Annotated in this window: 19 protein-coding genes; 12 read left to right on the top strand and 7 right to left on the bottom strand. The window is 57.4% G+C overall.

What is annotated here, in order from left to right; translation table 11 throughout:
• From nudB to ruvB, 5 genes are all read left to right on the top strand, one after another.
• The gene (gene nudB / locus ABLU95_RS01435) at positions 1 to 444 is read left to right on the top strand and encodes a dihydroneopterin triphosphate diphosphatase (protein WP_002911477.1); all 444 of its coding nucleotides are present in this window, start codon (positions 1 to 3) and stop codon (positions 442 to 444) included.
• Positions 445 to 471: 27 nt separating this feature from the next.
• Positions 472 to 1,212: a YebC/PmpR family DNA-binding transcriptional regulator gene (locus tag ABLU95_RS01430; RefSeq protein ID WP_002911459.1), complete on the top strand. Its 741-nt coding sequence runs from the start codon at positions 472 to 474 to the stop codon at positions 1,210 to 1,212.
• 34 nt (positions 1,213 to 1,246) lie between these two features.
• Complete coding sequence (ruvC, locus tag ABLU95_RS01425; protein WP_004203412.1) at positions 1,247 to 1,768, top strand: crossover junction endodeoxyribonuclease RuvC; 522 nt, start codon at positions 1,247 to 1,249, stop codon at positions 1,766 to 1,768.
• Between the two features lie 79 nt (positions 1,769 to 1,847).
• On the top strand, positions 1,848 to 2,459 hold the full coding sequence (ruvA, locus tag ABLU95_RS01420) for a Holliday junction branch migration protein RuvA (protein ID WP_002911454.1): 612 nt from the start codon (positions 1,848 to 1,850) through the stop codon (positions 2,457 to 2,459).
• 8 nt (positions 2,460 to 2,467) lie between these two features.
• The gene (gene ruvB / locus ABLU95_RS01415) at positions 2,468 to 3,478 is read left to right on the top strand and encodes a Holliday junction branch migration DNA helicase RuvB (RefSeq protein ID WP_004148860.1); all 1,011 of its coding nucleotides are present in this window, start codon (positions 2,468 to 2,470) and stop codon (positions 3,476 to 3,478) included.
• A gap of 62 nt (positions 3,479 to 3,540) precedes the next feature.
• Here ruvB and znuB read toward each other — a convergent pair whose 3' ends face one another.
• Both znuB and znuC read right to left on the bottom strand, forming a co-directional pair.
• Positions 3,541 to 4,326 carry a zinc ABC transporter permease subunit ZnuB gene (znuB, locus tag ABLU95_RS01410; RefSeq protein WP_065881150.1) on the bottom strand — a complete coding sequence of 262 codons (786 nt, stop codon included), beginning with the start codon at positions 4,324 to 4,326 and terminating at the stop codon, positions 3,541 to 3,543.
• Positions 4,326 to 5,078: a zinc ABC transporter ATP-binding protein ZnuC gene (gene znuC / locus ABLU95_RS01405; protein ID WP_004203406.1), complete on the bottom strand. Its 753-nt coding sequence runs from the start codon at positions 5,076 to 5,078 to the stop codon at positions 4,326 to 4,328. The genes znuB and znuC overlap by 1 nt, the downstream gene beginning before the upstream one ends.
• A gap of 78 nt (positions 5,079 to 5,156) precedes the next feature.
• Between znuC and znuA the strand changes: the two genes are divergently transcribed.
• The 3 genes from znuA to lpxM all read left to right on the top strand — a co-directional run bounded on the left by znuA (position 5,157) and on the right by lpxM (position 8,526).
• The gene (znuA, locus tag ABLU95_RS01400) at positions 5,157 to 6,101 is read left to right on the top strand and encodes a zinc ABC transporter substrate-binding protein ZnuA (RefSeq protein WP_048297818.1); all 945 of its coding nucleotides are present in this window, start codon (positions 5,157 to 5,159) and stop codon (positions 6,099 to 6,101) included.
• 15 nt (positions 6,102 to 6,116) lie between these two features.
• Entirely contained in the window at positions 6,117 to 7,436 is a 1,320-nt protein-coding gene (mepM, locus tag ABLU95_RS01395; RefSeq protein ID WP_023290249.1) for a murein DD-endopeptidase MepM, read from the top strand.
• A 118-nt stretch (positions 7,437 to 7,554) separates the two neighbouring features.
• On the top strand, positions 7,555 to 8,526 hold the full coding sequence (lpxM, locus tag ABLU95_RS01390; RefSeq protein ID WP_044523984.1) for a lauroyl-Kdo(2)-lipid IV(A) myristoyltransferase: 972 nt from the start codon (positions 7,555 to 7,557) through the stop codon (positions 8,524 to 8,526).
• Between the two features lie 30 nt (positions 8,527 to 8,556).
• Here the strand turns inward: lpxM and dcuR are convergent, their stop codons facing one another.
• The 3 genes from dcuR to ABLU95_RS01375 all read right to left on the bottom strand — a co-directional run bounded on the left by dcuR (position 8,557) and on the right by ABLU95_RS01375 (position 12,022).
• Positions 8,557 to 9,273: a two-component system response regulator DcuR gene (gene dcuR / locus ABLU95_RS01385; protein WP_348878645.1), complete on the bottom strand. Its 717-nt coding sequence runs from the start codon at positions 9,271 to 9,273 to the stop codon at positions 8,557 to 8,559.
• A gap of 53 nt (positions 9,274 to 9,326) precedes the next feature.
• A complete protein-coding gene (locus ABLU95_RS01380; RefSeq protein WP_065881155.1) occupies positions 9,327 to 11,012 on the bottom strand; it encodes an NAD-dependent malic enzyme in 1,686 nt (561 codons plus the stop codon).
• A gap of 62 nt (positions 11,013 to 11,074) precedes the next feature.
• Entirely contained in the window at positions 11,075 to 12,022 is a 948-nt protein-coding gene (locus ABLU95_RS01375) for an AEC family transporter (RefSeq protein WP_087849344.1), read from the bottom strand.
• Positions 12,023 to 12,438: 416 nt separating this feature from the next.
• On the opposite strand from ABLU95_RS01375, the gene ABLU95_RS01370 reads away from it, so the two are divergent.
• A complete protein-coding gene (locus ABLU95_RS01370; RefSeq protein WP_348878644.1) occupies positions 12,439 to 13,773 on the top strand; it encodes a 2-hydroxycarboxylate transporter family protein in 1,335 nt (444 codons plus the stop codon).
• 63 nt (positions 13,774 to 13,836) lie between these two features.
• Here ABLU95_RS01370 and pyk read toward each other — a convergent pair whose 3' ends face one another.
• Both pyk and ABLU95_RS01360 read right to left on the bottom strand, forming a co-directional pair.
• Positions 13,837 to 15,279 carry a pyruvate kinase gene (gene pyk, locus ABLU95_RS01365; RefSeq protein WP_002911440.1) on the bottom strand — a complete coding sequence of 481 codons (1,443 nt, stop codon included), beginning with the start codon at positions 15,277 to 15,279 and terminating at the stop codon, positions 13,837 to 13,839.
• 125 nt (positions 15,280 to 15,404) lie between these two features.
• The gene (locus tag ABLU95_RS01360; RefSeq protein WP_072096624.1) at positions 15,405 to 16,310 is read right to left on the bottom strand and encodes a MurR/RpiR family transcriptional regulator; all 906 of its coding nucleotides are present in this window, start codon (positions 16,308 to 16,310) and stop codon (positions 15,405 to 15,407) included.
• Positions 16,311 to 16,469: 159 nt separating this feature from the next.
• Here ABLU95_RS01360 and ABLU95_RS01355 point away from each other — a divergent pair, with 159 nt between their 5' ends.
• The 3 genes from ABLU95_RS01355 (at position 16,470) to edd (ending at position 20,139) form a co-directional block, all read left to right on the top strand.
• Entirely contained in the window at positions 16,470 to 16,619 is a 150-nt protein-coding gene (locus tag ABLU95_RS01355) for a hypothetical protein (RefSeq protein WP_032453387.1), read from the top strand.
• A 10-nt stretch (positions 16,620 to 16,629) separates the two neighbouring features.
• A complete protein-coding gene (gene zwf / locus ABLU95_RS01350) occupies positions 16,630 to 18,105 on the top strand; it encodes a glucose-6-phosphate dehydrogenase (protein ID WP_348878642.1) in 1,476 nt (491 codons plus the stop codon).
• A 222-nt stretch (positions 18,106 to 18,327) separates the two neighbouring features.
• Positions 18,328 to 20,139, top strand: coding sequence for a phosphogluconate dehydratase (gene edd, locus ABLU95_RS01345; protein ID WP_023290242.1), 1,812 nt, complete (start codon positions 18,328 to 18,330; stop codon positions 20,137 to 20,139).
• Positions 20,140 to 20,152 lie beyond the last annotated feature (13 nt).

The following is a 20,152-nucleotide window of genomic DNA, read 5'->3' as shown; positions in this document are numbered from 1 at the left end:
ATGTCATTTAAGCTGCCCGTTTCGGTGCTGGTGGTGATTTACGCCGAAGATACCAAACGGGTGCTGATGTTGCAGCGGCGCGACGATCCCGCGTTCTGGCAGTCGGTTACCGGCAGCCTGGAAGCAGGAGAGACCGCGCTGCAGGCCGCCGCGCGTGAAGTAAAGGAAGAGGTCGCCATTGACGTTGCCTGCGAGCAACTGACCTTAATCGACTGTCAGCGCACGGTGGAGTTCGAGATATTTTCTCATTTGCGTCATCGCTATGCGCCGGGAGTGGAGCGTAATACGGAATTTTGGTTCTGTCTTGCGCTGCCTCATGAGCGGGAAATTACCTTTACCGAACATCTGGCCTACCGCTGGGTCAGCGCGACGGAAGCCGCTGCGCTGACCAAGTCGTGGAGCAACCGGCAGGCGATTGAAGAATTTGTAATTAACGCCGCCTGAAAGGGCGCGCTTTTTGGAGAGTTTTTTATGGCAGGTCATAGTAAATGGGCCAACACCAAACACCGCAAAGCGGCACAGGATGCCAAGCGCGGTAAAATCTTTACGAAAATCATTCGCGAACTGGTTACCGCAGCGCGTCTGGGCGGCGGCGATCCTGCGTCCAACCCGCGTCTGCGTGCGGCGGTGGATAAAGCGCTGTCTAACAACATGACCCGCGACACCCTGAACCGCGCCATCGCGCGCGGCGTCGGCGGCGATGAAGACGCGAACATGGAAACCATTATTTATGAAGGCTATGGCCCTGGCGGCACCGCGGTGATGGTGGAATGTCTGTCCGACAACCGTAACCGTACCGTTGCGGAAGTGCGTCACGCCTTCACTAAAACCGGTGGTAACCTCGGCACCGACGGTTCCGTCTCCTACCTGTTCAGCAAAAAAGGCGTCATCTCCTTCGAGAAAGGCGATGAAGACACCATCATGGAAGCGGCGCTGGAAGCTGGCGCTGAAGACGTGGTGACCTATGACGACGGCGCGATCGACGTCTACACCGCCTGGGAAGAGATGGGCGCCGTACGCGACGCGCTGGAAGCAGCTGGCCTGAAAGCCGACGCTGCCGAAGTCTCGATGATCCCGTCCACCAAAGCGGATATGGATGCCGAGACGGCGCCGAAGCTGCTGCGTCTGATCGATATGCTCGAAGACTGCGACGACGTGCAGGAAGTGTACCATAACGGCGAGATCTCCGACGAGGTCGCAGCCACCCTGTGATGCAGTCGCATCCACGGTTAACCGGAGGCGCGTGATGGCTATTATTCTCGGCATTGACCCGGGGTCGCGCGTTACCGGTTATGGCGTGATCCGTCAGGTTGGCCGGCAGCTGAGCTACCTTGGCAGCGGCTGTATCCGCACCAAAGTGGACGATTTGCCGTCGCGGCTTAAGCTGATCTACGCTGGAGTGACGGAGATCATCACCCAGTTCCAGCCTGACTTTTTCGCCATTGAGCAGGTCTTTATGGCCAAGAATGCCGACTCGGCGTTAAAGCTCGGGCAGGCGCGCGGGGTGGCGATCGTGGCGGCGACCAATCAGTCGTTACCGGTGTTTGAATATGCCGCCCGCCAGGTTAAGCAGACGGTTGTCGGCATCGGCAGCGCTGAAAAGAGTCAGGTCCAGCACATGGTGCGCACCCTGCTCAAGCTGCCTGCCAATCCGCAAGCGGATGCGGCGGATGCGCTGGCGATCGCCATCACCCATTGCCATGTCAGCCAGAATGCCGCGCAGATCAGCGAGACCCGGCTCAATCTGGCGCGAGGGCGCTTACGATAATCGCAAATCAGGCTGGATATCTATCCAGCCTTTTTTTATGATACCGCCAGATACTTAGACCATAACGCAGGAGCCCCACGTGATAGGCAGACTCAGAGGCATCATTCTCGAAAAACAACCCCCGCTGGTGTTGCTGGAAACGGCGGGCGTCGGCTATGAAGTGCACATGCCAATGACCTGCTTCTATGAGCTGCCGGAGGCCGGGCAGGAGGCGATTGTCTTCACCCACTTTGTGGTGCGTGAAGATGCCCAGCTGCTGTATGGGTTTAACAACAAACAGGAGCGTACCCTGTTTAAAGAACTGATCAAAACCAACGGCGTAGGGCCAAAGCTGGCGCTGGCGATCCTCTCCGGCATGTCGGCGCAGCAGTTCGTCAACGCCGTTGAGCGGGAAGAGGTCGCCTCGCTGGTGAAGCTGCCGGGGATTGGCAAAAAAACCGCTGAACGCCTGATCGTTGAGATGAAAGACCGCTTCAAAGGGCTGCACGGCGATCTGTTCACCCCGGCCGCCGATCTGGTACTGACCTCACCGGCAGGCCCGACGGCGGACGATGCCGAGCAGGAAGCGGTTGCCGCGCTGGTCGCGCTGGGCTATAAACCGCAGGAGGCCAGCCGGATGGTCAGCAAGATCGCGCGTCCGGACGCCAACAGTGAAACGCTAATCCGCGAAGCGCTGCGCGCCGCGTTGTGAGGTAAGGGATGATTGAAGCAGACCGGCTGGTATCGGCAGACAGCAGCGGCTTCGAAGAGGCCGCTGACCGCGCCATCCGCCCAAAATTGCTGGCAGAGTATGTCGGCCAGCCGCAGGTGCGTTCGCAGATGGAGATTTTTATCCAGGCGGCGAAGCTGCGCGGTGACGCCCTCGATCACCTGCTGATTTTTGGCCCGCCAGGGTTGGGGAAAACCACCCTGGCCAATATCGTCGCCAATGAAATGGGGGTGAATCTGCGTACCACCTCCGGCCCGGTGCTGGAGAAAGCGGGCGATCTCGCCGCGATGCTCACCAACCTTGAACCGCATGATGTGCTGTTTATCGATGAGATCCATCGCCTCTCGCCGGTGGTGGAAGAGGTGCTCTATCCGGCAATGGAAGATTACCAGCTGGATATCATGATTGGCGAAGGTCCGGCGGCGCGCTCGATTAAAATCGACCTGCCGCCGTTTACCCTGATCGGCGCCACCACCCGGGCCGGTTCATTGACTTCGCCGCTGCGCGACCGCTTTGGCATCGTGCAGCGTCTGGAGTTCTATCAGATCCCCGATCTGCAGCATATTGTCAGCCGCAGCGCCCGGCATATGGGGCTGGAGATGAGCGACGAGGGCGCGCTGGAAGTGGCCCGCCGTTCACGCGGCACGCCGCGTATTGCCAACCGTCTGCTGCGTAGGGTGCGTGACTTCGCGGAAGTGCGCCACGACGGCACCATCTCCGCCGACATTGCCGCCCAGGCGCTGGATATGCTCAACGTCGATGCGGAAGGGTTCGACTATATGGACCGCAAGCTGCTGCTGGCGGTGATAGATAAGTTCTTCGGCGGACCGGTGGGGCTGGATAACCTCGCCGCCGCGATTGGCGAAGAGCGGGAAACCATTGAAGATGTGCTGGAGCCCTACTTAATTCAGCAGGGTTTTCTGCAGCGTACGCCGCGGGGAAGAATGGCGACGGTGCGCGCCTGGAATCATTTCGGGATTACGCCGCCGGAGATGCCGTAGTTCGCTACGGATGTGTCGTTCATCGGGAGACCCGGTCAGCAGCGCGACCGGGTTTTTCATTTTTAGCTGGCGGCTTTTTTCGTCATGCTGAGAATAAACAGCACCGCGGCGCACAGCACCACCGATGGACCGGCCGGCGTGTCGTAGAAAGCCGAGAAGGTTAACCCGCCGGTGACGGCCAGCATGCCCACGCCCACCGCCACGGCGGCCATCTGCTCCGGCGTGTGGGCAAAACGGCGGGCGGTGGCGGCCGGGATAATCAGCAGGGAAGTGATGATCAGCGCCCCGACGAACTTCATCGCCACGCCGATAGTCAGGGCGGTGACCAGCATCAACAGCAGCTTGACCCGCTGCAGCTTCACGCCATCGACAAACGCCAGGTCCGGACTGATGGTCATCGCCAGCAGATTCCGCCACTGCCAGAGCAGAATGCCAATCACAATCACCACGCCAATGGCAATGGCGATCAGGTCCTGCGGGGTGACCGCCAGCAGATCGCCGAACAGGTACGCCATCAGATCGACGCGGACGTTAGACATCAGACTGACCACCACCAGCCCCAGGGAGAGCGCGCTGTGCGCCATGATGCCCAGCAGGGTATCGATCGCCAGATGCGGCCGTTTTTCCAGCCATACCAGCCCGCCGGCCAGCAGCAGGGTGACGGCGATCACCGCATAAAACGGATTGACGTTCAGCAGTAAACCGAAAGCGACGCCGAGCAGCGAGGCATGCGCCAGTGTGTCGCCGAAATAGGACATACGGCGCCAGACCACAAAGGAGCCCAGCGGGCCGGCGGCGCAGGCCAGCATCATCCCGGCCAGCCAGCCAGGTAACAAAAGTTCAATCATTAGCGGCTGTTTCCCCGACGCAGTACAATTCGCCCCTGAAGATCGTGGCGGTGATTATGGTGATGGCGGTAGATCCCCAGCTGTTCCGCGCCGCGTGGGCCGAACATGGAGATAAACTCCGGATGCATGGAGACGACCTCTGGTGCGCCTGAGCAGCAGATATGCTGGTTCAGGCACAATACCTCGTCGGTTTTGGCCATGACCAGATGCAGGTCGTGGGAGACCATCAGCACCGCGCAGTCCAGCTCATGGCGCAGCTGGTCGATAAGATCGTAGAGCGCAACCTGGCCATTGACGTCGACGCCCTGGGTCGGTTCATCCAGCACCAGCAGCTGCGGGCGATTGAGCAGGGCGCGAGCCAGCAGCACGCGCTGGGTTTCTCCGCCGGAAAGTTTTTGCATCGGGGCGTCGATCAGATGCCCGGCCTGCACGCGCTTCAGCGCCGGCAGGATGTCGTCTTTGCGGGTGCCTGGACGCAAACGCAGGAAGCGGCTGACGGTCAGCGGCAGCGTGGCGTCGAGATGCAGTTTCTGCGGCACATAGCCTATCCGCAGGCGTTCTTCGCGCTTGATAACACCCTCTGTCGGTGCTACCAGCCCCAGAACCACCCGCACAAGCGTCGATTTGCCGGCGCCGTTGGGGCCCAGCAGGGTCAATATTTTGCCTGGCGTGAGAGCCAGCGAGATGTCAGACAGCACGCGGCGTTGGCCAAAGGCCACCGAGACATTTTCCAGCGTTACAAGGTTTGTCATAATCATTTAGGGGTTGCACAAGCTAGTGAATGTTATAATATCACATCACACTCACTCGTTTCGATGACTAGACGCATTATGTTACATAAAAATACGCTTCTTTGCGCTGGACTTGGCGCTGTTTTTTTGTTCGCACAGGTACCGCAGGCCAGTGCCGCCGTGGTGACTTCCATGAAACCGCTGGGCTTTATCGCGGCGGCTATCGCCGATGGGGTTACCGACACCCAGGTGCTGCTGCCCGATGGCGCCTCCGAGCATGATTATTCTCTCCGTCCTTCCGATGTAAAACGCTTACAGAACGCAGACTTAGTGGTGTGGATCGGTCCGGAAATGGAAGCCTTTATGGATAAGTCGACGCAAAGCATTGCGGCGAATAAAAAGGTGACTATCGCAGAGCTGGATGGGGTCAAACCGCTGCTGATGACCGGCGCTGACGACGATGACGATCATCATGGTCATGACCATGGCGCAGCGGAAAAAAGTGACGGCGATCACCATCACGGTATCTACAATATGCATCTGTGGTTATCCCCAGAGATAGCGCGGCTTTCGGCGGTTGCAATCCACGATAAATTATTGGAACTTATGCCGCAGAGTCGAGCCAAACTCGACAGCAACCTGCAGCAGTTCGAGGCCGCGCTGGCGGCGACCGACAAGCAGGTTAGCAATGAGCTGGCACCGCTGAAAGGAAAGGGCTATTTCGTTTTTCATGACGCCTACGGTTACTTTGAAAAACACTACGGTTTGACCTCGCTGGGGCATTTTACCGTCAACCCTGAAATACAGCCCGGTGCGCAGCGTTTACACGAAATCAGAACACAACTGGTTGAGCAGAAAGCCACTTGCGTTTTTGCTGAGCCACAGTTCAGGCCAGCGGTTATCGAAGCTGTTGCCCGGGGCACGTCTGTGCGCATGGGGACCCTGGATCCACTGGGTAGCGGAATTAAGCTGGGTAAAGCGAGTTACCCGCAATTCCTCACCCAGCTGGCGAATCAGTATTCGGGCTGCCTGAAAGGAGATTAACGAGGAAGTGAATACGTGCAACAGATAGCCCGCGCTGTCACTCAGGCATTTAACAATCTGCCACGACCTCATCGCGTCATGCTGGGGTCGCTTAGCGTTCTTACCTTAGCGGTCGCCGTCTGGCGACCCTACATTTACCACCCGGAATCCGCCCCCATCGTCAGAACCATTGAACTGGAAAAAAGCGAGATCCGCTCCCTGCTGCCGGAAGCCTCCGAGCCGATCGACCAGGCCCCGCAGGAAGAAGAAGCCATTCCTCAGGATGAACTCGACGAAAAAGCCGATAGCGATGCCGGCGGGCACGAATACGTGGTGTCGACCGGCGATACCCTCAGCAGCATCCTGAACCAGTACGGTATCGATATGGGTGATATCGCCCAGCTCTCCTCCGCCGATAAAGAGTTGCGTAATCTGAAGATTGGCCAGCAGCTCTCCTGGACCCTGACCGCCGACGGCGATCTGCAGAGTCTGACCTGGGAGATGTCCCGCCGCGAAACCCGCACCTACACCCGCGTGGCTAACGGCTTTAAAATGAGCAGCGAGCTGCAGAAAGGCGACTGGGTCAACAGCGTGCTGAAAGGCACCGTCGGCGCCAGCTTTGTCTCCAGCGCGCGCGATGCCGGGCTGACCAGCACGGAAATCAGCGCGGTGATCAAGGCCATGCAGTGGCAGATGGATTTCCGTAAGCTGAAGAAAGGCGATGAGTTCTCGGTATTGATGTCGCGCGAAATGCTTGACGGCAAACGCGAGCAAAGCCAGCTGCTTGGCGTGCGCCTGCGTTCTGACGGAAAGGACTACTTTGCCATTCGTGCCGAAGACGGAAAATTCTACGACCGCAACGGGACGGGGCTGGCGAAAGGCTTTATGCGCTTCCCGACGGCGCGTCAGTTCCGCGTCTCCTCTAACTTTAACCCGCGTCGTCTGAACCCGGTCACCGGGCGCGTCGCGCCGCACCGTGGCGTCGATTTCGCGATGCCGCAGGGAACGCCGGTGCTGGCGGTGGGTGATGGCGAAGTGGTGGTGGCCAAGCGTAGCGGCGCCGCCGGGTATTACGTGGCCATCCGCCACGGCCGTACCTATACCACTCGCTACATGCACCTGCGTAAGCTGCTGGTGAAGCCGGGGCAGAAAGTGAAGCGCGGGGATCGTATTGCGCTGTCGGGGAATACCGGACGCTCTACCGGGCCGCACCTGCACTACGAAGTGTGGATCAACCAGCAGGCGGTCAACCCGCTGACGGCGAAACTGCCGCGTACCGAAGGGCTGAGCGGTTCCGACCGTACCGATTATCTGGCGCAGGTCAAAGAGGTCGTTCCGCAGCTGCGGTTTGACTAACCACCGGTCAGTGAAAAGCCGGTGCCCCAAGGGCGCCGGCTTTTTATTTTGTAGGATACCCAACGTCTCGCTACACTATCCCATTATCTTGATTAAGCAGTCGATCTGCGGATTGGGCATGGAAACGAAAAAAAATAATATTGAGTTTATCCCTAAGTTTGAAAAATCTTTTTTACTGCCGCGCTACTGGGGCGCCTGGCTGGGGGTCTTTGCCTTCGCCGGTATTGCGCTGACGCCGCCTTCCTTTCGCGATCCGCTTCTCGGCAAACTCGGTCGTCTGGTCGGGCGTCTGGCGAAAAGCTCGCGCCGCCGGGCGCAGATTAATTTGCTGTATTGCTTCCCGGATAAAAGCGAGCACGAGCGGGAAGCGATCATCGACGCCATGTACGCCTCGGCGCCGCAGGCGATGGTGATGATGGCCGAGCTGGGCCTGCGCGATCCGCAGAAAATTCTCGCCCGCGTCGACTGGCAGGGTAAAGCGATCATCGACGAGCTGCAGCGCAATAATGAAAAGGTGATTTTCCTCGTCCCGCACGCATGGGGCGTGGATATCCCGGCGATGCTGATGGCCTCCGGCGGGCAGAAGATGGCGGCGATGTTCCACAACCAGGGTAACCCGGTCTTCGATTACGTGTGGAATACCGTACGTCGTCGTTTTGGCGGAAGGATGCACGCGCGCAACGACGGGATCAAACCGTTTATTCAGTCGGTGCGCCAGGGTTACTGGGGCTACTATCTCCCCGATCAGGATCACGGCGCCGAGCACAGCGAGTTTGTGGATTTCTTCGCGACCTATAAGGCCACGCTGCCGGCGATTGGCCGTTTAATGAAGGTATGCCGCGCCCGCGTCGTTCCGCTGTTCCCGGTCTACGATGGCAAAACGCATCGCCTGACGGTGCTGGTGCGCCCGCCGATGGACGATCTGCTGGACGCTGACGATACAACGATCGCCCGGCGGATGAACGAAGAGGTGGAGGTGTTTGTTACGCCGCACACCGAGCAGTACACCTGGATCCTGAAGCTGCTGAAGACGCGCAAGCCGGGTGAAATCGAGCCCTACAAACGCAAAGAGCTGTACCCTAAGAAGTAGTCTGCAGGCGCGCCAGTGGGCATTCCCGGCTCACTGGCTATATTGCGTCAGCAACATCATGTTCTCAGCCGCAAGCCGGTAACGATACTCCGGTCGGCCGGTGATACCGTAGTGATTGCTGGTGAATAGCACGTTGATCTGTTCCAGCCAAATCAGGTATTTGCGGCATGAAACTCTGGAGATCTGCAGTGCCGCCGCCAGCTCATTGGTTGAAAAATCTCGCGCCTGATGAGCGATTATCCACCGGCACACCAGGCGAAGCGTTTGCGGCGTCAGCCCTTTCGGCAAGCGGCGGGGGCCGTCCTGTTGTTTAACCCCGCGGCGTAGCAGGGTGTCGATATCCGCTTGGGCGTAGCAGGATTTCGCTTGCTTCGCATCGCGTTTATTGCGCCAGGTTCGCAGGGCTTGCTCAAAGCGCGGAAACTGAAACGGTTTAATCAGGTAATCAACCACGCCATAGCGCAGCGCCGTCTGCACGGTGAGCGCATCGGCGGCGGACGTCATCATGATGACATCAATATTCCGCCCATCAGCGCGAAGCGCCGGCAGCAGGTCCAGGCCGCTCTCCTGTTGCATATAGACATCCAGCAGCAGCAGATCGATCGGCGCCAGATGGCTCAGCATCGCGTTGGCATCGGCGATCGTCGTCGCGACTCCGCAGCAGTGAAAATCAGCTACCTGGCTGATAAACAACCGGTTCAGTTCGGCCACCATAGGATCATCATCGACAATCAGCACATTGAACATGGGTGGTTCCCCCGAGTGGCGGGAAGCCAGCCGGCTTCCCGCGAGATGAGCGATCACAATGACGAACGTTTATACGCGGTGTAGCGCGCTCGCCAGAAGGTTTTATCGATATTCGCCGCCAGCTGCGCCTCGTCAATCTGCGGCGCTACGCCGTCCAGTTGAGCCGCGCGGGCGACCTCTGCGGCAATAGCCCGTGAGATCATCTCGATCTCTTCTACCGGCGGCAGTAAACCGCCGGTTTCGCGGGTCGCCAGAGGCGAGTGGGCGGCCAGCGTTTTACTGCAGGTGATAAGCATTGCTTCGGTGACGCGCTCGGCTTTACTGGCAAGGATCCCCAGCCCCAGACCGGGGAAAATATAGGCGTTGTTGCACTGGGCAATGTCGTAGGTTTTGCCGTCATAGAAGACAGGGTCGAACGGGCTGCCGGTGGCGATGAGCGCGCTACCCCGGGTCCACTCCAGCAGATCCTTCGGCTGGGCCTCGGCTCGGGAGGTGGGGTTAGAGAGCGGCATAATAATCGGACGCGGGCAGTGCCGATGCATCTCTTTCACTATCTCTTCGCTAAACAGCCCCGGCTGGCCTGACACGCCGATCAGCACGGTAGGGTGGACGTTGCGTACGACATCCATCAGCGACAGCTGGGCCGCCTCGGTATCCCAGTGGGCGATACTGGCTCGGGGGGTGACCAGCTCGCGCTGAAAATTGAGCAGATTAGGCATCTCATCAGTCAGCAGACCAAAGCGGTCAACCATAAAGATGCGGCGACGTGCTTCCGTTTCTGAGAGCCCATCATCCACCATCAGCGCAATGATTTTTTCCGCAATGCCGCATCCGGCCGAACCGCCGCCAAGGAAAACCACCCGCTGGTCGCGGAGCGACGTCCCGGCGGCGGCAGCGGCGGCGATCAGGGTTCCCGAGGTCACGGCGGCGGTTCCCTGAATATCATCGTTAAAACAACACAGCTGGTGTCGATAGCGGTTGAGCAGTCGCGTGGCGTTCTTTTGGGCAAAATCTTCAAACTGGAGCAAGACATTCGGCCAGCGCTGCTGAATGGCATGAACAAACATGTCCATAAACTCCAGGTACTGCTCATCGCTGATGCGCGGATGTCGCCAGCCCATATATAGCGGATCCTCCAGATGCTGCGGATTGTTGGTCCCGACATCTAACATAATGGGCAGCGTTGATGCCGGGTGAATGCCCCCGCAGGCGGTATATAACGAGAGTTTGCCAATGGGGATCCCCATACCGCCGATCCCCTGGTCGCCCAGCCCCAGAATACGCTCGCCATCGGTTACCACGATGACTTTGATATCGTTGCGGGAAAACCCCTGAAGCATCTCGTCAATATGGTGACGGTTGGGCCAGGAGATGAACAGGCCGCGTCCCCGGCGATATATTTCTGAAAAGTGTTCGCACGCTTCACCCACCGTCGGGGTATAAATAATCGGCAGCGTCTCTTTCATATGGCTGCGCAGCAGGTTATAGAATAACGTCTCGTTTGTGTCCTGAATATTTCTGAGATAAATATGGCGCGAAATGCTTTTTTTGAACTGACAAAACTGACCCCATGCGCGCTCGGTTTGTTCCTCAATGGTTTCCACATTGTGCGGTAACAGTCCCTGAAGATTAAACGCTGTGCGTTCGCTTTCCGTAAACGCGAGGCCTTTATTTAATAACGGGTTTTCCAGCAGGACAGCACCGTTATAGGGGGTGTATAAGGTTTCTGTGGCTAACATTACATGACTCCTGAATATCAAATTAAAACATTGCCTGATGTCTTGGTGTTTTATTTCTGTGATTACGAAATGAGATAAATCATGACGCCTTCGGTGACCACGCCGATGGCGGTGCCCAGCAAAATAGAAGATGAGGCGGGTTCAATATAGGTATCGCTGCGCAGGGCAAACATCCCCGCCGCGATAGCGGAAGGCGTGGCGCCAATGATAATAACCTGTTGCATCAGGGAATGACTGAGCCCAAAGGCCAGCCCGGCCAGCGCCATCATGGCCGGCTGGATCAGGTTTTTAATACTAATGTTGGTGCAGGTTTGAATATTGACTGTCGGACGTTCACCGTAAAACAGCAGCCCAAGGGCGAACAGTGACAGACCGCCGGCGATTTTACCCACCATTTCGACGGGGACGCTGAGCAGAGGCGGTAGCTGGATCCCGGCCAGGCTGAGCAGCACCCCGGAAATGGGGATCCAGACAATGGGATTTCGCACGGCGTTAAGTAGGTTTTGCAGGATCAACTGCTTGGCGTGGAGCTGGGGAGCCTCAGCGTCTCCGGGCTGGTCTCCCATGCGGATCAGGATGATGGTCAGAGGGATCATCAACACGCTGGTCACCAGGTTTCCGATAAGCACCCCGAGAAAGCCCTCCGGACCTATCAGCACCGCCAGCACGGGGGCGCCAAAGTAGGCCATATCGGGGAAGGCGCAAACCAGCGACTGAATCGCGCTGGTTTTAATATCATGACGAAAAACGTAGCGCGAGATCAGTAGCGTAAGAAAATACGACCCCATCAGACCAATAACCAGCACCGCCATAAAGGTGAAGTTTTTTATTTTATCCGGGCTGGTATGTAATGCGCCGATAAAAAGATGAAAAGGAAGGGCAAAGCGGATAACCACCGTGGCAAGTACGGAGGCGTCCTCACGGCGGGTATAGCCGAGTTTACCGCTAAGCCATCCGAGCAGCATGATAAATACCAACGGGAAAAGAGATTGCAAGAGCAGTGAAGGCATAAAATGTCCTGACATATATTATCGGGTTGTTGTGCTGCCAATCTAACGATCCCCTAATATTTAAAAGGTGATAGCCATCACAGTCATCTGGCTTTAAATAATTTCGCCTTGGCTATTTTACTTACAAATAGAGAAAAGATTATTAAATCATAGCGTTGTATTAACAGAGTTCATTATTTTAGCTGGCGATAACTTTAGCTTCGCGATAATAAATTAAATTACTTAAAATAAACTTTATGGCTCAGTCACAAAGCCGGCAGCGTTAATACGGTTGTCGTTTTTAGTTTTAAAGTCCTGTGCTACCGTTTCAGTGTATTTAGTTGATACGGCGTTTAGTGCTTTTTAGTTCATAGTGCTGCGCGATTTTAATATTGCATCCTGACCCTACGTGACCTCCTTATTATTCAGGTAAAAATATGAAAAATAATTCACTCAACCACCCGATAGATAAAACGTTGCCGAACGGGCAAGCGACTCGACTTTTCGCCAATATCGAAGTCGGCGCCGTGCCGTTAACGCTGTTTATAGGTATCGCCGCGATAGTGGCGCTATCCGCTGGCGCGGGGTTGTTGCCAAAAAACATGATTGGCGGACTGGCGGTCATCATGACCCTGGGGTTCGCACTGGCGAAAATTGGCCGCATGGTGCCGGTGTTAAAAGATATTGGCGGTCCGGCGATTTTGTGTCTGATGACGCCCTCAGTGCTGGTCTACTTTGGCGTATTTGAAGCGCATACGCTCGATACCGTGCATTTGCTGATGAAGGAGGCCAATCTCCTCTATTTCGTCATCGCCTGCCTGGTGGTCGGCAGTATCCTTGGCATGAACCGCACGATTCTGATCCAGGGGATGGTGCGCATGTTTGTCCCGTTGGTGGTCGGAACCGCCGCGGCAATCGTAACCGGCCTGCTGGTGGGCAGCTTGTTCGGCTACAGTATGTATCACACCTTCTTCTTTATCATTGTGCCGATTATCGGTGGCGGCATCGGCGAAGGGATCCTGCCGTTGTCGCTGGCTTATTCGGCGATCCTCGGACAGGCGCCAGATGTCTACGTGGCTCAACTGGCGCCGGCGGCGGTGGTGGGTAACATCTTCGCAATTATCTGCGCCGGCTTTCTGGCCCGCATGGGCGCTCGTCGCCCGGCGCTGTCCGGCAACGGGATGCTGATCCGCAGCCATGAAGATAATAGCGTCTTTGCGCAGATTCAGAGTACGCAGCCCACCGATTTTCAGCTCATGGGCGCCGGGTTGCTGATGATTTGCGCTTTTTTCATCATCGGCGGTCTGCTGGAGAAGGTGGTGCATATTCCGGGGCCGGTTCTGATGATTCTGGCGGCGGTATTCTGCAAATATACAAAAGTTATCCCGGCGGCGATGGAGCTGGGGGCGCACAGTTGCTACAAGTTCGTCTCCGCCGCGCTGGTGTGGCCGCTGATGATCGGCCTGGGCATGCTGTATGTACCGCTGGAGAGCGTGGTCTCGGTCTTCTCCGTTGGCTACGTCGTGGTGTGCGGCTCCATTGTCATTGCCATGGCGCTGAGCGGGTTCTTTATCGCTTCACGTCTTAATATGTATCCTGTGGAAGCCGCCATCGTTACCAGCTGCCACAGCGGGCTGGGCGGAACGGGGGATGTCGCCATTCTCTCGGCCTCAAACCGCATGGGATTGATGCCGTTTGCACAGATTGCGACGCGTATCGGTGGGGCGTCGACGGTGATCGCTGCGACGCTATTGCTGAGCTGGATGGTGTAGCCTGCCGGGCGTTGGGCAAAAAAATACCTGCCAGCCGTAGCGCTGGCAGGTAGAGACCGAGGCTTACTCGACGGTGAGGATACGCGTGGTGTTGGTGCTGCCGATGGTGCTCATCACGTCACCTTGGGTAACGACCACCAGATCGCCGGAGACCAGGTAGCCTTTGTCCCGCAGCAGATTGACGGCATCGTGCGCAGCGGCCACCCCGTCATTCTGGCTGTCGAAGAACACCGGCGTCACCCCGCGGTAGAGGGCGGTCAGGTTCAGGGTGCGCTCGTGGCGGGACAGGGCGAAAATCGGCAGACCGGAGCTGATGCGCGAGGTCATCAGCGCGGTACGGCCCGATTCGGTCATGGTGATGATGGCCGTGATGCCTTTCAGGTGGTTGGCGGCATACATCGCCGACATGGCAATCGCTTCTTCCACGTTGTCGAACTGGACGTCCAGACGGTGTTTGGAGACGTTGAGGCTCGGGATTTTTTCGGCGCCCAGACAGACGCGCGCCATCGCGGCCACGGTTTCCGACGGGTACTGACCGGCAGCGGTTTCCGCGGAGAGCATCACCGCATCGGTACCATCCAGCACGGCGTTGGCCACGTCCATGACTTCCGCACGGGTCGGCATCGGGTTGGTGATCATCGACTCCATCATCTGGGTGGCGGTGATGACGGAACGGTTCAGCTGACGCGCACGACGAATCAGCGCTTTCTGGATGCCCACCAGCTCCGGATCGCCGATTTCGACGCCGAGGTCACCGCGGGCAACCATCACCACATCGGAGGCGAGGATCACGTCGTCCATGGCGTCCTGGTCGCAGACGGCTTCCGCACGCTCGACTTTGGCGACGATTTTCGCATCGCAACCGGCATCGCGCGCCAGGCGACGGGCGTAGTTCAGGTCTTCGCCGCAGCGCGGGAAGGAGACGGCGAGATAGTCGACGCCGATTTTAGCGGCGGTGACGATATCGGCCTTGTCTTTGTCAGTCAGCGCTTCGGCAGACAGGCCGCCCCCCAGCTTGTTAATCCCTTTGTTGTTGGACAACGGGCCGCCGACGGTCACTTCGGTGAACACTTTCATCCCCTGAACTTCGAGGACTTTCAGCTGCACGCGACCATCGTCGAGCAGCAGGATATCGCCAGGCACGACGTCCGCCGGCAGGCCTTTATAGTCGATTCCGACTTTCTCTTTGTCGCCTTCGCCTTTGCCGAGGTTGGCGTCGAGCAGGAATTTGTCGCCGACGTTGAGGAAAATTTTGCCTTCTTTAAAGGTCGATACGCGAATTTTTGGTCCCTGGAGGTCGCCGAGGATGGCTACGTGACGGCCCAGTTTTGCCGCAATCTCACGCACTTTATCGGCACGGAGCTGATGATCTTCCGGGGTGCCGTGAGAGAAATTCATACGCACTACGTTTGCGCCCGCGGCGATAACTTTTTCCAGGTTGTTATCGCGGTCAGTTGCCGGGCCTAAGGTAGTAACGATTTTGGTTCTGCGAAGCCTTCTGGACATGTAATACTCCGTTGACTGATACAACTTTGGTGTTGCGTGAACATGGATTCGGTAGCGCCAGCCTGCAACGTCGCACAGCCGGATCGTTATCGAAGGTGTAATGGGGTACTGCTTGTTATCAACTTTTATTGATTATCACTGGGTACGAACGGTTCTTTATCAAAACGCGATTCCTTCAGCGCTTCCTTGACCCTCTTCAAGTTATCTCTGAATTTTGCTCCCCGGCGCAGGGTAAAGCCAGTCGCCAGCACGTCAATGACGGTCAACTGGGCCAGACGCGAGACCATTGGCATATAGATGTCGGTATCTTCCGGCACATCCAGGGTAATGGCCAGCGTGGCTTCCCGGGCCAGCGGCGAGCCGGGGGAGGTAAGGGCGATCACCATGGCATCGTTTTCACGGGCCAGCTGCGCCAGCTCCACCAGGCTCTTGGTCCTGCCGGTATGCGAGATAATCACCACCACATCATCGTCATCGCAATTCATACAGCTCATGCGTTGCAGGACAATGTCGTCGGAATAGATGACCGGCACGTTAAAGCGGAAAAATTTGTTCATCGCGTCATGAGCGACCGCCGCCGAAGAGCCCAGGCCGAAAAAGGCGATTTTTTTGGCCTGAGTCAGGAGATCCACCGCGCGATTCACTGCCGACATGTCGAGAGAATGATGGACCTGATCTAAACTCGCCATGGCCGATTCAAATATTTTTCCCGTGTATGACTCAACGCTGTCGTCTTCATCAACATTGCGGTTAACATAGAGTGTGCCGTGCGCAAGGCTCTGGGCGAGATGCAGTTTGAAATCAGGAAAGCCGCGGGTTTCGAGACTGCGGCAAAAGCGATTGACGGTCGGTTCGCTCACCCCGGCCTCAAGGGCGAGGGCGGCGATGCTCGAATGAATGGCCTGCGCAGGGGTGGCAAGGATCACTTCCGCCACTTTGCGTTCAGATTTGCTAAGGTGTTCCAGTCGGGACTGGATTTTTTCCAGCATGTTCATTAGTAACAGGGCGCTCATCAATGGAAACGATTTCATTAATGGGTGAAATCATCGGGCGTTTTAGCAAGAATATACCCCTCCGCAAGCGCAAGCGGTGAGGAATGACGGGAAATAATGTTGTTTTTTTTCATTACATGATCAGAGTCGTATTTTACTGACCTGAAACAGGTACAAACAACGAGCAATATCAGCCAGATGCCCAAATCATCGCCGAATGTTTTCACCCTGTGCGGTTTTCCCGCCGCAAACGGAGGGGAAGGCTTTCGGGAAATACGTAAACACAGTACAGTGCAGTGTAAGAAAATTACAAATATAGCCTGGCAAAAGCACCAGACTATCAACTGAGGAGAATGACATGGCGGTAACGCAAACGGCCCAGGCATGCGACCTGGTCATTTTCGGCGCGAAGGGCGACCTGGCGCGGCGTAAATTGTTGCCTTCCCTGTATCAGCTTGAAAAGGCGGGCCAGATCCACGCCGACACCCGGATCATTGGCGTCGGCCGTGCCGACTGGGATAAAGCGGCTTACACCAAAGTGGTGCGCGAAGCGCTGGAAACCTTCATGAAGGAAAAAATTGATGAAGGTTTGTGGGATACCCTGAGCGGACGCCTGGAGTTCTGTAATCTTGACGTCAATGACACCAGCGGCTTCACCCGCCTGGGCGACATGCTGGACCAAAAGAATCGCGTCACCATCAACTATTTCGCCATGCCGCCGAGCACCTTTGGCGCCATCTGTAAAGGTCTGGGCGAAGCGAAGCTCAATGCCAAGCCTGCGCGTGTGGTCATGGAAAAACCGTTGGGCACCTCGCTGGAAACCTCGCGGGAAATCAACGATCAGGTCGGCGAGTTTTTTGAAGAGTGCCAGGTCTACCGTATCGACCACTACCTCGGAAAAGAGACGGTGCTCAACCTGCTGGCGCTGCGCTTTGCCAACTCCCTGTTCGTCAATAACTGGGACTGCCGTACCATCGATCATGTGGAAATCACCGTCGCGGAAGAGGTAGGCATTGAAGGGCGCTGGGGGTACTTCGACCAGGCCGGACAGATGCGCGACATGATCCAGAACCACCTGCTGCAGATCCTGTGCATGATTGCCATGTCGCCGCCGTCCGATCTCAGCGCCGACAGCATCCGTGATGAAAAGGTCAAGGTGCTGAAATCCCTGCGCCGTATTGACCGCTCCAACGTGCGCGAGAAAACCGTTCGCGGCCAGTACACCGCCGGCTTTGCCCAGGGCAAAAAAGTGCCAGGCTACCTCGAAGAAGAGGGGGCGAACAAATCCAGCAACACCGAAACCTTCGTGGCGATCCGCGTTGATATCGATAACTGGCGCTGGGCTGGCGTACCGTTCTATCTGCGCACCGGCAAACGTCTGCCGACCAAATGTTCCGAAGTGGTGGTTTATTTCAAAACGCCGGAGCTGAACCTGTTTAAAGAGACCTGGCAGGAGCTGCCGCAGAACAAGCTGACTATTCGACTGCAGCCGGACGAAGGGGTGGATATCCAGGTCCTGAACAAAGTGCCGGGCCTCGACCACAAGCATAACCTGCAGATCACCAAGCTGGATCTGAGCTACTCCGAAACCTTCAATCAGACGCATCTGGCCGATGCCTATGAACGTCTGCTGCTGGAGACCATGCGCGGTATCCAGGCGCTGTTCGTCCGCCGTGATGAAGTGGAAGAGGCGTGGAAGTGGGTGGACTCTATCACCGAAGCCTGGGCGGCCGACCGCGATGCGCCGAAACCGTATCAGGCCGGGACCTGGGGACCCGTGGCCTCGGTGGCCATGATCACCCGCGATGGCCGCTCGTGGAACGAGTTCGAGTAAGCTCGCGGTCTTATCCGTCAGGGTTATTTTACCGGTAACATGATCTGACGCAGAAAGTCGCACGCTTTTTAATCTTTTAAGCCCCGTGAGGATTCACCCACGGGGCTTTTTTTATTACACTGCCTACAGACATTTTGCCCCTGAGCGCTGGTGTTGGTGGCTTCGGGCACCAAAACACGTCATCTCGCAGCGGCCGGACAGATAAAATTTTGAGGAGCCTTTATGAATTCGACAATGTTACGGGTAACAAATCGCATTATCGAACGGTCGCGTGATACCCGCGCGGCTTACCTCGCAAGGATTAACCAGGCCAAAACCGACACCGTGCATCGTGCGCAACTGGCCTGCGGCAATCTGGCTCACGGTTTCGCGGCCTGTCAGGCCGACGACAAAGCCTCCCTGAAAAGCATGTTGCGCAACAACATCGCCATCATCACCTCCTACAACGATATGTTGTCCGCGCATCAGCCCTACGAACACTACCCGGATATCATTCGCAAAGCGTTGCACAGCGCCAATGCGGTCGGCCAGGTGGCCGGCGGCGTGCCGGCGATGTGCGACGGCGTGACCCAGGGACAGGACGGCATGGAGCTCTCTCTCCTGAGTCGCGAAGTGATCGCCATGTCCGCGGCCATCGGCCTGTCGCATAACATGTTCGATGGCGCGCTCTATCTCGGCGTGTGCGATAAAATTGTGCCCGGACTGACCATGGCGGCGCTCTCATTCGGCCACCTGCCGTCGGTCTTTATTCCCTCCGGTCCGATGGCCAGCGGCCTGCCTAATAAAGAGAAGGTTCGCATTCGCCAGCTGTACGCGGAGGGCAAAGTTGACCGCATGGCGCTGCTGGAGTCCGAAGCCGCTTCTTACCACGCTCCGGGGACCTGTACGTTCTACGGTACGGCGAACACCAACCAGATGGTGGTGGAGTTTATGGGCATGCAGCTGCCGGGATCGTCCTTCGTCCATCCGGATGCCCCGCTGCGGGAAGCGCTGACCGCTGCCGCCGCGCGCCAGGTCACCCGCATGACCGGCAATGGCAACGAGTGGATGCCGTTGGGCAAAATGTTTGACGAAAAAGTGGTGGTCAACGGCATTGTGGCGCTGCTGGCGACCGGCGGTTCCACCAACCACACCATGCACCTGGTGGCGATGGCCCGCGCGGCGGGCATCATCATTAACTGGGATGATTTCTCCGACCTGTCAGACGTGGTGCCGCTGCTGGCGCGCCTCTACCCCAACGGCCCGGCGGATATCAACCATTTCCAGGCGGCGGGCGGCGTTCCGGTTCTGGTGCGCGAGCTGCTGAAAGGCGGCCTGCTGCATGAGGACGTTCACACCGTCGCCGGCTTCGGCCTGTCGCGCTACACCCTCGAGCCGTGGCTCAACAACGGCGAGCTGGACTGGCGGGAAGGCGCGACGGCGCCGCTTGACGATCAGGTCATCGCGACTTTCGAGAAACCGTTCTCCCGTCACGGCGGCACCAAGGTGCTGAGCGGTAACCTCGGCCGTGCGGTCATGAAAACCTCGGCAGTGCCGGTAGAGAACCAGGTGATCGAAGCGCCGGCGGTGGTGTTCGAGAGCCAGCACGACGTGTTGCCGGCCTTTGAAGCGGGTCTGCTGGACAAAGACTGCGTGGTGGTGGTCCGTCATCAGGGGCCAAAAGCGAACGGGATGCCAGAATTACATAAACTTATGCCGCCACTTGGTGTATTATTGGACCGCCGTTTCAAAATAGCGCTGGTGACCGATGGCCGACTCTCTGGCGCCTCCGGTAAAGTCCCGTCAGCCATCCATGTCACGCCTGAAGCCTATGATGGTGGGTTGCTGGCGAAAGTGCGCGATGGCGATCTTATTCGCGTGAACGGGCAGACGGGGGAACTGACGCTGCTGGTGGACGATGCCGAACTGGCGGCGCGTCAGCCGCATATCCCTGACCTCAGCGCGTCGCGCGTAGGAACCGGTCGGGAGATGTTTGGGGCGCTGCGTGAGAAGCTCTCTGGCGCGGAGCAGGGCGCAACCTGCATCACTTTTTAAGACGATTTAATTT

It is taken from the genome of Klebsiella sp. GG_Kp146 (assembly GCF_040061975.1).
Classification (GTDB): Bacteria; Pseudomonadota; Gammaproteobacteria; order Enterobacterales; family Enterobacteriaceae; genus Klebsiella; species Klebsiella quasipneumoniae.
This window is presented reverse-complemented; position numbering and strand designations above follow the sequence as displayed.